Genomic DNA, 14,473 nt, shown 5'->3' on the forward strand with positions numbered 1-14,473 from the left:
GGGGCGGATGCGCTTCCCGCTGGAGGTGGCGCGCGCCGTGCGCGAGGCCTTCCCGGCGCACAAGCCGGTCTTCCTGAGGTTGTCCTTCGTCGACGGCGCCGAGGGCGGGCGGCGGGAGGAGGAGAGCCTCGCCTATGCCGCCGCCCTGAAGGCGGCGGGGATCGACGTGCTGGATTGTTCGTCCGGCGGGATCGCGGGCTCGGCGACGGGGGCGCGCGGCCCGCGGCGCGACTACGGCTTCCAGGTGCCCTTCGCCGAGCGCATCCGCCGCGAGACGGGGATGGCGACGATGGCGGTGGGGCTGATCGTCGATCCGCACCAGGCGGAAGCGGTGGTCGCCAGTGGAAGGGCCGATCTGGTCGCGATCGGGCGCGAGGCCCTGGAGAATCCGAACTGGCCGCTGCATGCGCGCCTGGCCCTGACCGGCGAGAACGGCCATGCGGATTACTGGCCGAAGCAGCACGGCTGGTGGCTGAGCGTGCGCGACAATGCGCTGGCGCAGCTGGGGCCCTACGCCAAGGCCGCCGAATAGCGAAGAGGGCGACGGGCCCGCAGGAAGGGCAGGCCAACGCAGAATCCGCGCCGAATAGGCGCGGCGGATCGCTTCAGCGATCCGAGCCAAGGTCGCGGAGCGGCCGCCCGGCGCTTGAGGGCGCAAAAACACCACTTTTTCTTCGAAAAAGTGGGGGGCTTCTGTTGCCCGGTGCCCCCCGAACCGCGCTTACCTATCTCTAGGCAGCGAGCGCCACGTTCTCGCGAACGTTATCATTGGCACTTGTGATTTAGCCCGATAACGGCGGTACAATGCCGGGCAAAAGCTACGTCTTTACCACGCACGTCGAGCCTGTTTCGTCCCCAGAACCGGACCCCTGATAAAGGGTCGGAATGGTGGTGGAGACGCCGGGCACTGCCCCCGGGTCCGTAACGGTTATTCCACGCAACGTTTATCGCCATAGCCGCAAGCGGCAGGGGTCATATAGCGAAGCACGGCCCGCCTTGCGAGGGGTGGGGGGACGGAATCGTCGGCCTGGGCTAAGGGTGTCGGCAGAAGGGATTTCTCGCATGGCACTCACGGACGCGCAGCACAGCGAAATCGCGGAGGCCCAGAACAGCCGCGCCGAGACACGCCGGGCTACCGTGCCGGCGCTCGAGGCCATGCTGTTCCAGGCCCTGCCCGTGCTCGACCACGGCTTCGTCCGGGTCGTGGACTATATGGGCGATGACGGCGCCGTGGTGCAGGCCGCGCGCGTCTCCTATGGGCGCGGCACCAAGGCCGTGACCGAGGATCGCGGGCTGATCCGCTACCTCATGCGCCACCGCCACTCCACGCCCTTCGAGATGTGCGAGATCAAGTACCACGTGAAGCTGCCCATCTTCGTGGCGCGCCAGTGGATCAGGCACCGCACGGCCAACGTGAACGAGTATTCCGCGCGCTATTCGGTGATGGACCGCGAGTTCTACATCCCCGAGCCCGCGCAGCTCGCCGCGCAATCGGCGATCAACCGCCAGGGCCGGGGCGACGTGCTGGAGGGCGAGGACGCCGCCCGGGTCCTGGACCTGCTGCGCGAGGACGCCACCCGCAACTACGACCACTACGCCTGGATGCTGAACGAGGACGAGGCCGGCGCCCCCCTCGACCAGGGCCGCAACGGCCTGGCGCGCGAGCTCGCGCGGATGAACCTCACGCTGAACACCTATACCCAGTGGTATTGGAAGACCGACCTGCACAATTTGCTCGGCTTCCTGTCGCTGCGCGCGGACAGCCACGCGCAATACGAGATCCGCGTCTATGCGGAAGCGATGATGAAGACCGTCGAGGCCTGGGTGCCGCATTCCTTCGAGGCGTTTGCCGATTACCGGATGGGCTCGGCGACGCTCTCGGCGCAGATGCTTTCCATCGTGAAGCGGATGCTGTCCGGCGAGGCGGTGACGCAGGAAACGAGCGGCCTCTCCAAGCGCGAATGGCGCGAGCTGATGGAGACCTTGGGCCGTGCCGCCTGATGACGGAAACCTGAATCAGCCGGCCATCATGGCACCTGAACGGCGCGATGCGCTCCTCGCCTTCCTCGCGCTGGGGGACAGGCTGAAGCACACGCTGCGCGCAGCCCATACCGGCGCGCGGCGGGAGAATTCCGCCGAGCACGCCTGGCACGTCGCGCTCATCGCGATCACCCTGGCCGAGGAGGTCTCGCCCCGGCCCGACATGGCCGAGGTTCTGGCGATGATCGCTATCCACGACGTGGTGGAGATCGAGGCCGGCGACACCTTCGCCTTCGACGAGGCCGGCCTGCTCACGCAGATGGCACGCGAGCGCGCGGCGGCGGAGCGCATCTTCGGAATGCTTCCGCCCGAGATCGGCCAGCGCCTGCGCGCCTCCTGGGAGGCCTTCGAGGCGCAGGAGACGCCCGAAGCCCGCTTCGCCATGGGCTGCGACCGCCTCCAGGGCTTCCAGCAGCAGGTCGAATGCGGTGCGGCGGCCTGGCGCGAGATGGGTCTCACCAAGACGCGCAGCCTCGTGCGCATGCAACCGGCGATCGACCTCGGCGCGCCCTTCGCGCCGATGATCGAGGCGCTTTACGAGCGCGCCATGGCCGAGGGGCTGCTCAGAACGGCCTGAGCCCGTGGGACGGCAGATAATCGAAGGCCACGAGGCACTTCCGTGCCGGACCGCCCTCGGCAAGACTGCGGCATGACCCTCATCGTCTTCGGCTCCGCGATCGCGGATTTCGTCTTCCGCATGCCGCATCTGCCCAGGGCCGGCGAAACCGTGCTGGGCGAGGCGGGGGCCGCGCTGCCCGGCGGAAAGGGGCTGAACCAGGCCATCGCCGCCGCGCGCGACGGCGGGGACGCGCATTTCATCGGCTGCGTCGGGCGAGACGCCAATGGCGCCATGCTGCGCGCGACGGCGCTCGCCTCCGGCGTGGACGTCACCGGCCTGCGCGAGGTGGAGGAGGCGACCGGCCTCGCCTGTGTCTGCGTGGATGCGGAGGGGCATAACCAGATCGCGGTTTCCCTCGGGGCGAACAGGCGGGCCGAGGCCGCGCGGATCGCCGCCATCCCACCCGGCGCCACGCTGCTGATGCAGATGGAGGTTCCTCCCGCCGAGAACGCCGCCCTCATCGCCAGCGGCCGGAGGGCGGGCGCGCGCATCCTGCTGAATCTCGCCCCGGCCGCCGGCCTGCCGCCCGAGGCCCTGCGCGCCCTCGACCTGCTGATCCTCAACGAGAGCGAGGCGGCCTGGATCGGCGCCCAGCTCGGCCAGCCGGGCCATGCGGGGAGCCTGCATGCGGCCCTGGGAATCGGCGTGGCAGTGACCGAGGGCGAGCGCGGCGTCACCGCGGTCACGGGGGAGGGGGTGCTGCATTTGCCGGCCCATCGCGTGGCGGTGGTCGATACGGTGGGCGCGGGGGATGCCTGGTGCGGCGTCCTCGCCGCCGGGCTCGATCGCGGAATGCCGCTGGAGGCGGCGATGCGGCGCGCCAATGCGGCCGGGGCGCTCGCCTGCACGAAGCATGGCGCGGCGCCGGCCATGCCTCACGCGGCGGAGATCGACGCGCTGCTCAGTCGGTCGTGACTTGCCGTGCCAGAGATTTCGGCGCGACCAGGCAATAGCTGCGCCGGATAAAGGCCTCGACCTCGGCCCAATCGGGCCGCCCGTGCAGATGCATCCCGACCCAGCCCTTGTGGCCCAGATAGGGCGGGCGGAAGAACCGCGCGGCATCGGCCTCGATCAGCAGCTCCTGGCTGCCGCGCGGGGCCTTGAACCAGCAGGCCTTCTGGTCCGGAAAGCCCATACAGAAGATCTTGTCGCGAACCCGGAAGGTGGGGCGCTCCCAGGTCTCGCGCTCCTCGGCCTCGGGCAAGGCGAGGCAGATCTTTCGCAGGCGCGCGATCATTCCATCACGATCCGCGGGCCGCTGCGGGCCGGGGCCTCCACCTTCTCCCAGATGCGCGCCGCGATCCGCCGGTAGCTCGCGGCCTCATGGCTGTCGGGGGCGGCAGAGACGATGGGCGTGCCCGCATCCGCCATCTCGCGGATGGAGAGCTTCAGGGGCAGCTCGCCCAGGAATTCGGTTCCCATCCGCCCGGCCTCTGCCTTGGCGCCGCCATGGCCGAAGATCTCGCTGCGGTGGCCGCATTCGGGGCAGCAGAAATAGGACATGTTCTCGATGATCCCCAGCACGGGGACATTCACCTTCTCGAACATCTTCACGCCGCGCCGCGCGTCGATCAGCGCCATGTCCTGCGGCGTCGAGACGATCACCGCCCCCGCCAGTGGCACCCGCTGCGACAAGGTGAGCTGCGCGTCGCCCGTGCCCGGCGGCATGTCGACCACCATGATGTCGAGCTCGCCCCATTCCACCTGGCCCAGCATCTGCTCCAGCGCGCCCATCACCATGGGGCCACGCCAGATCATCGCCGTCTCGGGGTCCACCAGGAAGCCGATGGACATGGCCTTCAGCCCCCATTTCTCGAGGGGGATGACGCGCTGGCCCGTGGTCATCGGCTTTTCGTTCGTGCCCAACATCAGCGGCAGGGAGGGGCCGTAGATATCGGCGTCCAGCAGCCCGACCCGCAGCCCCTGCTGCGCCAGGGCCACGGCGAGGTTCACCGCCGTGGTGGATTTGCCGACCCCGCCCTTGCCCGAGGCCACGGCCACGATGCGCCGCACCTGGGGCAGCAGCACCTGCTGGGCCTGCCCCTGGCCGGGCGCCGGACGTGTCGCCCGTGCCGGACCCTGTTCGCCGGCCACGTCGCGATGGGCGGTCAGCACCACGGTCGCCGAAATCACGCCGGGGACAGCGGCGGCCGCCTTCTCGCAGGCCGCGCGCACCGGCTCCATGGCCCGTGCCTGGTCGCGGGGCACCGCCAGGCCGAACTGCACCATGCCGTCCCGCGCCGAGATCGCGCCGACCATCCCCGAGCTCACCACGTCGCGGCCCGTCGCGGGATCTTTCACCCCCGAAATGGCGGCTCGGACGGCCTCCGCGAGCTTCTCTGACATGGTTTCACCTTTCCTTGACCGGGCGGAGGAGACATATGCATCTGTCCAGATCGGCGCGCACCCCTCCCAAGGACGCGCCGGACACCATATGTTGACGGAAGTTCATCTTTGGCCGGCGCGACCCGGCCCGGCAGCACGGGAGAGTTCGGTACACATGTCGTGGAACAACGGCGGAAACAGCCCTTGGGGCAATCCGCGTCCCCCCGGTGGGGGTGGACAGGGTGGCGGTCCTTGGGGCGGCCCGCCCAACGGGTCCAATGGCGGCGGCAACAACCGCGGCTCCGGCCCCGGTCCTGACGTCGAGGAAATGATCCGCAACGCCCAGGCCGCGGTGCGGCGCTTCCTGCCGAGCGGCGGCGGGGGCGGCAAGGGGATTGCCTTGGGGGCCGTGCTGCTGGCCGGCATCTGGGGCGCCTCGGGCTTCTATCGCGTCCAGCCGGACGAGCTCGGCGTGGTCATGCGCTTCGGCGCCTTCGAGCGCACCGCGCCCCCGGGCCTGAACTACCGCATCCCCTGGCCGGTCGAGAGCGTCACGACGCCCCGCGTCACGCGCATCAACCGCGTGGATGTCGGCTTCCGCGGCGCCGCCGATACCGCGCCCGGCGCGCGCGTGGTCGCGAGCCGCGACGTGCTGCCCGAGTCCCTGATGCTCACGGGCGACGAGAACATCATCGACATCGACTTCGCGGTGTTCTGGCGCATCCGCGACGCGAGCGACTTCCTCTTCAACACGCGCAACCCGGAAGACACGGTGAAGTCCGCCGCCGAATCCGTGATGCGCGAGGTTATCGGCCGCACGCCCATCCAGCAGGCCCTGACCGAGGCGCGCGCGCAGATCGAGCAGGACGTCCGCCGGGGCCTTCAGGGGATCATGGATCAGTATCATGCGGGCGTGGAGATCACGCAGGTGCAGATGCAGAAGTCCGATCCGCCGGCGGCCGTGGTGGAATCCTTCCGCGACGTGCAGCGCGCCAATGCCGATCGCGAGCGCACCCGCAACGAGGCGGAGAGCTTCCGCAACGACATCATTCCCCGTGCGCGCGGCGACGCCGAGCGCATGGTGCAGGAGGCCCAGGGCTTCCGCGACGCGCAGATCGCCCGTTCGCGCGGTGAGGCCGGCCGCTTCACGGCCGTGCTTTCCGCCTATTCCCAGGCGCAGGACATCACCGTGCGCCGTATCTACCTGGAGACCATGGAAGAAATCTTCAAGCGCAACGGCATGACGCTGGTCGACGACCGGCTTCGGGGCCTCGTGCCCTTCCTGCCGCTCGGCGATGGGCAACGCCCGACGGCGACACCGACACCCGCGCAACGCGCGCAGCCGGCCGCGCCGGCGATGGCGGTGCCGCCCATGGCCGTCCCGCCGCGGGGGGCTGGCCGATGAACCGCCTCGCCATTGCCGGCGCGGTCCTCGTCGCGCTGCTCTTCGTCGCCGCCTCCAGCTTCTTCACCGTGCATCAGACCCAGCAGGTCCTGATCACCCAGTTCGGCCAGCCGATCCGGGTCATCGACAAGCCGGGCCTGCATGTGAAGGTGCCGCTCATCCAGAGCGTCATCACCTTCGACCGGCGCCTGCTCGACTTCGAGTCGGGCGGCGAGGAGGTCATTCTGGGCGACCAGCGCCGTCTCATCGTGGACAGCTTCACGCGCTACAGCATCACCAACCCGCTGCTCTTCTTCCAGACGGTGGGCGCGGCCGAGCAGGGCATCCGGGGGCGGTTGAACTCGATCGTCACCTCGTCGCTGCGCCGCGTGCTGGCGAGCGAGACGCTGATCGCCGTGCTCAGCGCCGAGCGCGGCCGGATCATGGGTGAGATCCGCAACCAGGTGAACGAGGAGGGGCAGCGCTTCGGCATCGAGATCGTCGACGTGCGCATCCGCCGCGCGGACCTGCCTGAGGAGAACACCCAGGCCATTCTGAGCCGGATGCAGTCGGAGCGCGAGCGTATCGCCCGCGAGGCCCGCGCCGAGGGCTTCGAGGTCGCGGCCCGCATCCGCGCCCAGGCCGAGCGCGACCGTACGGTCCTGCTGGCCGAGGCCGAGGCGAATGCCGCCATCCTGCGAGGCACCGGCGAGCAGGAGGCCATCCGCGTCTTCGCCGAGGCCTTCCAGAAGGATCCGGAGTTCTTCCAGTTCTGGCGGACCATGCAGGCCTATCGGGAGGTCTTCTCGACCGGCGAGTCCCGCATGGTGCTGACGCCGGAGAGCGATTTCTTCCGTTACTTCCGCGACATGCCGACGCAGCCGGCCGGGGCGGTCTCTCCCGCCCGTCCGGTGCAACCGGCGGCGCCGGCGGCCGTTCCCGCTCCGGCACCCGCGCCCGCGGAGACGCTCGTCCGCTAGGACGGGTGCGCCGACGAAAGGGGATAAGGCTGGCGTGCTTGGCATGCCGGCCTTAGCCTCCATCTTTCTATTCCGGGCGGTGTTCTGCCGCCCGGCCACATCCTATCCGGGGTGACCCATGCGCTTTGCCGCAACAGCCTTGCTCCTCGCCTTCTCGCTCCCGGCCATGGCTCAGCCGGCCTCTCCCCCTGCCGCCGCTCCCGCCACGCCCCCCGTGGCGACGCCGCCCGCCGCAGCTGTCGCGCCGCTGCCGGTGCCCATGCCCGGCGCGCCCGAGAGCTTCGCGCCGCTGGTCCGTCGCCTGCTGCCGGCCGTGGTGAACATCTCGACCTCGCAGGGGACGAATGCCGGCCCCCGGCCCGGCCGCCCCGACGCGCCGGAGACCCCGCAGGCGCCCCCCGGCTCGCCCTTCGAGGAGTTCTTCCGCGACTTCTTCAATCGCAACCGTCCCCCCGGCGCGCCCGGAGCGCCTCCCGGAGCTCCCGGCCAGCAGGGCGAGGGGCCGCGCCAGGGGGCGCCCTCCCGCCGCGCCCAGTCGCTCGGTTCGGGCTTCATCGTCGATGCCTCGGGCATCATCATCACGAACAATCACGTGATCGACGGCGCCGACGAGATCAACGTGATCCTGCAGGACAACACGACGCTCCGCGCGACGCTGGTCGCCACCGATCCGCGCACCGACATCGCCGTGCTCCGTGTCCAGCACACCGCCCCGCTGCCTTTCGTGCCCTGGGGCGACTCCGACACCGCCCTGGTCGGCGACTGGGTGCTGGCGATCGGTAATCCCTTCGGCCTCGGCGGCACCGTGACCGCCGGCATCGTCTCGGCCCGTGGCCGCGATATCCGCCAGGGGCCCTTCGACGATTTCATCCAGACCGACGCCGCCATCAACCGCGGCAATTCGGGCGGCCCGCTCTTCAACATGCGGGGCGAGATCATCGGCATCAACACGGCCATCTATTCGCCGAGCGGCGGCTCGATCGGCATCGGCTTCTCCATCCCGTCCAACCTGGCGCGCGGCGTGGCGCGGCAGCTGGCCGAGGGTGGGCGCGTCCGCCGCGGCTGGCTGGGCGTGAACATCCAGCAGGTGACGGATGAGATCGCCGAATCGCTGGGCATGCGCGGCGGCGCCCGCGGCGCCCTGATCGCCCGCGCGCAGGAGGGGGCGCCCGCCGCCGCCGCCGGCATCCGCAATGGCGACGTCGTGCTGCGCTTCAACAACCAGGAAGTGCGCGAGATGCGCACCTTGCCGCGCATCGTCGCCGAGACGGCGGTGGGCGCGCAGGTGCCCGTCATCGTCTGGCGCGACGGCAAGGAGGAGACGCTCACCGTCACCCTCGGCGAGCTGCCGAACGAGACGACGCCGGCTTCCACCACGCCGCAGCAGGCCCCGGCCGACCGCCCGATCGAACTCTCCGGTCTCGGTCTGAAGGTCGGCTCGCTCACGGCCGAGCAGCGCGAGCGCTTCCGCCTGCGTCCCGAGCAGCGTGGCGTCGTGGTGACCGAGGTGGCGGCGAACTCGCCGGGCGCGGAGCGCGAGATCCGCGCTGGCGACCTGATCCTGGAGATCCAGCAGGAGCGGGTGAACACGCCGCAAGAGGTGCAGGAGCGCATCGAGCGCCTGCGCCGCCAGGGCCGGGCGACGGCGCTGTTCCTGATCGAGGGCGCGCAGGGCCAGCGCTTCGTGCCGCTGCGCCTGGCCCCGCCGCGCGGGCCCGCGCCGGGATGAGATGACGGGGAGGGTCTCTCCCCGAAACAAGGAAAAGGGCCATGGAGCACGCGCTCCATGGCCCTTTTTCATGGCGGCGCGTTCAGGCCTTCCGGCGACGAGCCCCGAGAAGGCCCGCCAGTCCGGCGAGCAGAAGGGCCATCGAGCCGGGCTCGGGAACGGCTGTGGGATCGGCGGGAGTGACGAGCGGGACAACCGACGGGGGAGCCAGGGTAGAGGGCGTGGGCGGGGTCGGCCCGGCATCGGTATTCGGGGTGGGGGTGCTGTCCGCCACGAGCACCGGATTCGGAGCCGGGGCGGCCGGGAGGGCCTCGGCGATTCCTGGTGCGGCTGGGCCCGCCGACGCCGGCGGGGTGGAGGTCTCACGCTCCGAGCCGGGGCCGGGGGCGGTGGCGGTGGCGGCCGGCGTGCCATCACCCCCCGCCGCTGGCTGCGCCGCGACGGTCGGTGTCCCGGAGCGGCGCGAGCCGCCCGGGCCGATTGCGGAGAAACCCGGGATGCCGCCGCTGGCCGGTGGCTCGGCGAAAGCCCGCGCGAGCTCGATCATGCCGGCAGGGGTGGGAGTGTGGGAGGAGCCAGCCCCGGGGCCCACCCCATCCGGCGCGGAGAAGCGGAACCCGCCAGTCCCGGGACCGGCCGCCGGCTGGAAGGCGAAGGGGGGGAGGGCATATCCAGGGCCGCGGGCGCTGACCTCGTCAGCGGGCGGCAGGCGGATCACGCCCGATACGTTCCAGGAGGGAAGTTGGGCGCTGGGCGCGACGGCCTCAGGCGCGACCTCGGCGCGTTGCGGCCGGAGGCGCAGCGGGATGGCCTGATGCGACTGGCCGATGTCGGAGGTCGTGAAAAGCGCGAGCATCAGACACCCGGCGCCGAGGAGTGGGCGTTTCGCTTTCATGGACATCTCCTATTGCCGGCGGCCAGACGCTTCGGCCGTAAATTCAGGAGATGTTAAGCAAATCTTATGCCGATAATTTTATATATGACTTATCAGTATGTTGTCGCGAAGTCTCCGGAGATTTTACAGCCGAATGTCAAGTTTCCCGACAGGATCCTGCGGCCCTCAGCCCGCCACGAATTCCGCCGCGCGATAGCCCTGGGCATAAAGCAGCGCCCTGAGGTCCGTGTGCTCGATCCGGTGGCGCGCGGCGGCGGCCACGCTCGGCTTGGCGTGAAAGGCGAAGCCGAGCCCGGCCGCCTGGATCATCGCCAGGTCATTCGCGCCATCGCCCACGGCGGCCGTCTCGGCGAGGCTCAGCCCGAGCTGGGCGGCAAGGCGCTTCAGCGTCGCGAGCTTGGCGTCGCGGTCCAGGATCGGCTCACCGACGGTGCCCAGGAGCTTGCCGTCCGCCAGCAGGAGCGTATTGGCGTGGTGCTCATGAAAACCGCAGACCTCCGCGACCTTGCTGGTGAAGAAGGTGAAGCCGCCCGAGACGAGGGCGGTATGGGCGCCGTTCGCGCGCATGGTGGCGATGAGGGTGGTGGCGCCGGCCGTCAGCTCCGTGGTCTTCCACGTCTCGTCCAGCGCCGAGGCGTCGAGGCCCTTGAGCATGCCGACGCGCTGGATCAGCGCCTGGCGAAAGTCGAGCTCGCCGTTCATGGACCGCGCGGTGATCTCCGCGATCTGGTCCTTCAGCCCGGCGAAGGCCGCGATCTCGTCCAGCGTCTCGCTGGTGACGATGGTGCTGTCCATATCGGCCAGCAGCAGCTTCTTCTTCCGGCCCTCGGCGGGCTGGGCGATGAGGTCGATCGGCGCCTGGCCCAGGGCGGATTTCGCAGCGGCAACGGCCTGTTCAGGGGCGAGCGAGGCAAAGGGCAGGTCGACCGCCTCCTGGGCGGCGAGCCAGTCCGGCGCGTCGCAATCGGCGCCGAGCGCGGTGAGGGCGCCCTTCGCGGCCAGGAGCTGCGCGTTCGAGATCGCGCCGGGCGCGGCGATGAAAGTCAGGACATGGGTCATGGCGGCCGGACCATGCCGGGGGGCGCGGCATGACACAACCCGGCAGCGTCGGATCGACCGAACGCCGGCGCGGGCATGAAGCCGCCGCGCAGCCCATAGCCCTGATCGTGGCCGGCCCCACCACCTCGGGAAAGTCGGCCCTCGCTCTGGCGATCGCCGAGCGCTGGGGCGGCACCGTCATCAATGCCGATGCGATGCAATGCTATCGCGAACTGCGCGTCGTCACGGCGCGACCCTCGCCCGAGGACGAGGCCCGTGCCCCGCACGCGCTCTACGGCGTGCTGCCGGCGGCGCAGGCGGGGCATGTCGCCTGGTGGCGCGAGGCGGCGCTGGCCGAGATGGCACGCACTAAGCTGCCCATCCTCTGCGGCGGGACGGGAATGTATCTGCGCGCTCTGACCCAGGGAATTTCCGCCTTGCCCGAGGTCACGCCCGAGGCGCGGGAGGAGGCGCGCGCGCTGCTGGCCGAGCTGGGTTCGCAGGAGATGCACGCCAGGCTGCACCCCGAGGATTCCGGCCTGCGCCCGTCCGACGGCCAGCGCATCGCCCGTGCCTATGAGGTCTGGCGCAGCACGGGCCGCAGCATCGCGTCCTGGCATCGCGAGGCGCCCGTCCTGCCATCCGCGCCCTATCGCTTCCGCGCGATCCTGCTCGATCCGCCGCGCGAGGCGCTGCGCGAGGCGATCGTCGCGCGCTGGTCGTCCATGATGGGGCAGGGGGCGCTCGAGGAAGTGGCCGCGCTGCAGGCGCAGGGCCTCGATCCCACGCTGCCCGCGATGCGCGCCCATGGCGTCCCGGAGCTCGCGGCCCTGCTGCGCGGTGAGCTCGACGAGGCGGAGGCCAGCCGCCGCGCCATCGCCCATACGGTGGCCTATACCAAGCGCCAGGCCACCTGGTTCCGGCATCAGATCCTGGTGGAGCCGCAGCTCACGCATAGGATCAATGCGCGATATGCGGGTCTGGAGAAATTTTCGGAAAGAAAATTCCCCGATCTCTTCGCATTTCTTCACGAGGCGGTTGACGCGCCGCAACACGGGCCCTAAGCCTGCCCCGCCAGCAACACGAAAGACAGTCGAGCCATGTCCGCCGCCAACACGTCCTCCACCGCAACGACGGAACAGCGCCCGGGCGCTGAAGTCCTCCTTCGCGCGCTGAAGGAACAGGGCGTCGAGGTTATCTTCGGCTATCCCGGCGGCGCCGTCCTGCCGATCTACGACGCGCTCTTCCAGCAGAACGCCATCCGCCACATCCTCGTGCGCCACGAACAGGCCGCCGTGCATGCGGCCGAGGGCTATGCCCGCTCCACCGGCAAGGTGGGCTGCGTGCTCGTCACCTCCGGCCCCGGCGCCACCAATGCCGTGACCGGCCTGGTGGACGCGCTGATGGACAGCATTCCGCTCGTCTGCCTGACCGGCCAGGTGCCCACGCATCTCATCGGCAACGACGCCTTCCAGGAAGCCGACACCACCGGCATCACGCGCCCCGCCACCAAGCACAACTATCTGGTGAAGCGCAGCGAGGACCTCGCCAAGGTCGTGCACGAGGCGTTCTATGTCGCGCGCAGCGGCCGTCCCGGCCCGGTGGTGATCGACCTTCCCAAGGACATCCTCATCCTGCCCGCCCCCTATGTGGGCGCGCCGACGGTCGAGCACCGCAGCTACCGCCCCGTGATGACGCCCGACCCCGCGCGCATCCAGGAGGCCGTGCGCCTGCTGAAGCGCAGCGCCCGGCCGGTGGTCTATGCGGGCGGCGGCGTGATCAATGCGGGCCCCGAGGCCTCGCGCCTGCTGGCGGAGTTCGTGCACCTCACGGGTTTCCCCTGCACCAACACGCTGATGGGCCTCGGCTCCTTCCCGGCGAGCGACCCGCAGTTCCTGGGCATGCTGGGCATGCACGGCACCTACGAGGCCAACCTCGCGATGCACGGCTGCGACGTGATGCTGAACATCGGCGCGCGCTTCGATGACCGCATCACCGGCCGCCTGGACGCCTTCAGCCCGAATTCCAAGAAGATCCACGCCGACATCGACCCCTCCTCGATCAACAAGAACGTCCAGGTGGACGTGCCGATCGTGGGCGATGCGGGCCAGGTGCTCGCCGCGCTGATCGAGTGCTGGAAGCAGGACCCGACCCCGGTCGACAAGGCCGCGCAGCTCGACTGGTGGAAGAGCATCGACGAGTGGCGGGCGAAGAAGTGCCTCGCCTATGTCCAGCAGGGCTCGATCATCAAGCCGCAGCACGCGGTGAAGCGCCTCTTCGAGATGACGAAGGCCACGGGCCGCGAGACCTTCATCTCCACCGAGGTCGGCCAGCACCAGATGTGGGCCGCCCAGTATTTCGGCTTCGACAAGCCGAACCGCTGGATGACCTCGGGCGGGCTCGGCACCATGGGCTATGGCCTGCCGGCGGCGATGGGCGTGCAGATCGCCCATCCCGACGCGCTGTGCATCGACATCGCCGGCGAGGCCTCGATCCTGATGAACATCCAGGAGATGGGCACGCTCGCGCAGTACCGCCTGCCGGTGAAGGTGTTCATCCTGAACAACGAGTACATGGGCATGGTGCGCCAGTGGCAGGAGCTGCTGCACGGCAGCCGCTACTCGGAGAGCTATTCCGAGGCGCTGCCCGATTTCGTGAAGCTGGCCGATGCCTTCCACGCCCGCGGCCTGCGCGCGACGAGCGCCGATCAGCTGGACGACGTGATCCGCGAGATGCTGGCCCATCCCGGCCCGGTCATCGCCGACATCGCCGTGGCCAAGGACGAGAACTGCTTCCCGATGATCCCCTCGGGCGCCGCGCATAACGAGATGATCATGGGGCCGGGCCAGGAGCAGAACGCCAGGTCCGTCACCGACGAAGGTAAGGTCCTGGTATAAGCCGATGTCGGACAACATGACGCGCACGGCGACCATCGCCGTGCTGGTGGAAAACGAGGCCGGCATCCTGGCCCGCGTGGTGGGGCTCTTCTCGGGCCGCGGCTACAACATCGAATCCCTGACCGTCGCGGCGGTGGACGAGGACAAGCGCCTCTCGCGCATCACCGTCGTCACCACGGGCACGGAAATGGTGATCGAGCAGATCAAGGCGCAGCTCGACCGCCTTGTGCCCGTGCATCGCGTGGCCGATCTCTCGATGGCCGGTCCGCACCTCGTGCGCGAGCTCGCGCTGATCAAGGTGATCGGCACGGGCGACCATCGCGTCGAGGCGCTGCGGCTGGCCGATGCCTTCCGCGCGCGCGTCGTGGATGCGACGACGCAGAGCTTCGTCTTCGAGATGACGGGCAATGCCGAGAAGATCGATGCCTTCTGTGCGCTGATGCGCCCCTTGGGCCTTTCCGAAATCTGCCGTACCGGGGCTGTCGCCATTGCGCGCGGCACCTCGCATATGGCGGCCTGAACCTACCCCAACCCTTTTCGACTGACAGCCAAGAGGAGCGCCAAAG

Annotated in this window: 13 protein-coding genes, 1 other RNA gene and 1 pseudogene; 10 read left to right on the forward strand and 5 right to left on the reverse strand. The window is 69.8% G+C overall.

Features of this window, described 5'->3' with window-relative positions:
• Positions 1-532, forward strand: a pseudogene (locus tag ACO057_RS01970) (NADH:flavin oxidoreductase/NADH oxidase); the annotation flags it as partial.
• A 149-nt stretch (positions 533-681) separates the two neighbouring features.
• On the opposite strand, the gene ssrA reads toward ACO057_RS01970, so the two are convergent.
• Positions 682-1,006, reverse strand: a transfer-messenger RNA (tmRNA) gene (gene ssrA, locus ACO057_RS01975).
• 56 nt (positions 1,007-1,062) lie between these two features.
• On the opposite strand from ssrA, the gene thyX reads away from it, so the two are divergent.
• The 3 genes from thyX to ACO057_RS01990 all read left to right on the forward strand — a co-directional run bounded on the left by thyX (position 1,063) and on the right by ACO057_RS01990 (position 3,574).
• A complete protein-coding gene (thyX, locus tag ACO057_RS01980) occupies positions 1,063-2,001 on the forward strand; it encodes an FAD-dependent thymidylate synthase (protein WP_421988672.1) in 939 nt (312 codons plus the stop codon).
• Between the two features lie 28 nt (positions 2,002-2,029).
• On the forward strand, positions 2,030-2,617 hold the full coding sequence (locus tag ACO057_RS01985) for an HD domain-containing protein (RefSeq protein WP_421988673.1): 588 nt from the start codon (positions 2,030-2,032) through the stop codon (positions 2,615-2,617).
• A gap of 72 nt (positions 2,618-2,689) precedes the next feature.
• Positions 2,690-3,574 carry a ribokinase gene (locus ACO057_RS01990; RefSeq protein ID WP_421988674.1) on the forward strand — a complete coding sequence of 295 codons (885 nt, stop codon included), beginning with the start codon at positions 2,690-2,692 and terminating at the stop codon, positions 3,572-3,574.
• Here the strand turns inward: ACO057_RS01990 and ACO057_RS01995 are convergent.
• Entirely contained in the window at positions 3,561-3,896 is a 336-nt protein-coding gene (locus tag ACO057_RS01995; protein ID WP_421988675.1) for an MmcQ/YjbR family DNA-binding protein, read from the reverse strand. The genes ACO057_RS01990 and ACO057_RS01995 overlap by 14 nt on opposite strands.
• Complete coding sequence (gene apbC, locus ACO057_RS02000) at positions 3,893-5,005, reverse strand: iron-sulfur cluster carrier protein ApbC (RefSeq protein ID WP_421988676.1); 1,113 nt, start codon at positions 5,003-5,005, stop codon at positions 3,893-3,895. The genes ACO057_RS01995 and apbC overlap by 4 nt, the downstream gene beginning before the upstream one ends.
• Positions 5,006-5,312: 307 nt before the next feature.
• On the opposite strand from apbC, the gene hflK reads away from it, so the two are divergent.
• The 3 genes from hflK (at position 5,313) to ACO057_RS02015 (ending at position 9,077) form a co-directional block, all read left to right on the forward strand.
• Positions 5,313-6,389 carry an FtsH protease activity modulator HflK gene (gene hflK / locus ACO057_RS02005; protein ID WP_421988677.1) on the forward strand — a complete coding sequence of 359 codons (1,077 nt, stop codon included), beginning with the start codon at positions 5,313-5,315 and terminating at the stop codon, positions 6,387-6,389.
• Positions 6,386-7,348, forward strand: coding sequence for a protease modulator HflC (hflC, locus tag ACO057_RS02010; RefSeq protein WP_421988678.1), 963 nt, complete (start codon positions 6,386-6,388; stop codon positions 7,346-7,348). Before hflK ends, hflC begins: the two co-directional genes overlap by 4 nt.
• Before the next feature lie 166 nt (positions 7,349-7,514).
• Positions 7,515-9,077, forward strand: a complete 1,563-nt coding sequence (locus tag ACO057_RS02015) for a DegQ family serine endoprotease (RefSeq protein WP_421988679.1) — start codon at positions 7,515-7,517, stop codon at positions 9,075-9,077.
• A gap of 82 nt (positions 9,078-9,159) precedes the next feature.
• On the opposite strand, the gene ACO057_RS02020 is transcribed toward ACO057_RS02015, so the two are convergent.
• Both ACO057_RS02020 and serB read right to left on the reverse strand, forming a co-directional pair.
• Positions 9,160-9,933 carry a PEP-CTERM sorting domain-containing protein gene (locus ACO057_RS02020; RefSeq protein WP_421988680.1) on the reverse strand — a complete coding sequence of 258 codons (774 nt, stop codon included), beginning with the start codon at positions 9,931-9,933 and terminating at the stop codon, positions 9,160-9,162.
• Between the two features lie 204 nt (positions 9,934-10,137).
• Complete coding sequence (serB, locus tag ACO057_RS02025) at positions 10,138-11,031, reverse strand: phosphoserine phosphatase SerB (RefSeq protein ID WP_421988681.1); 894 nt, start codon at positions 11,029-11,031, stop codon at positions 10,138-10,140.
• Positions 11,032-11,060: 29 nt separating this feature from the next.
• Between serB and miaA the strand changes: the two genes are divergently transcribed.
• From miaA to ilvN, 3 genes are read left to right on the forward strand one after another with little or no spacing between them, the layout of a single operon-like run.
• Entirely contained in the window at positions 11,061-12,074 is a 1,014-nt protein-coding gene (gene miaA, locus ACO057_RS02030) for a tRNA (adenosine(37)-N6)-dimethylallyltransferase MiaA (protein WP_421988682.1), read from the forward strand.
• A 36-nt stretch (positions 12,075-12,110) separates the two neighbouring features.
• Positions 12,111-13,907, forward strand: coding sequence for an acetolactate synthase 3 large subunit (locus ACO057_RS02035; RefSeq protein ID WP_421988683.1), 1,797 nt, complete (start codon positions 12,111-12,113; stop codon positions 13,905-13,907).
• A gap of 4 nt (positions 13,908-13,911) precedes the next feature.
• Positions 13,912-14,427: an acetolactate synthase small subunit gene (gene ilvN / locus ACO057_RS02040; protein WP_421988684.1), complete on the forward strand. Its 516-nt coding sequence runs from the start codon at positions 13,912-13,914 to the stop codon at positions 14,425-14,427.
• Positions 14,428-14,473 lie beyond the last annotated feature (46 nt).

The organism is Roseococcus sp., from assembly GCF_965227005.1.
Taxonomy (GTDB): Bacteria; Pseudomonadota; Alphaproteobacteria; order Acetobacterales; family Acetobacteraceae; genus Roseococcus.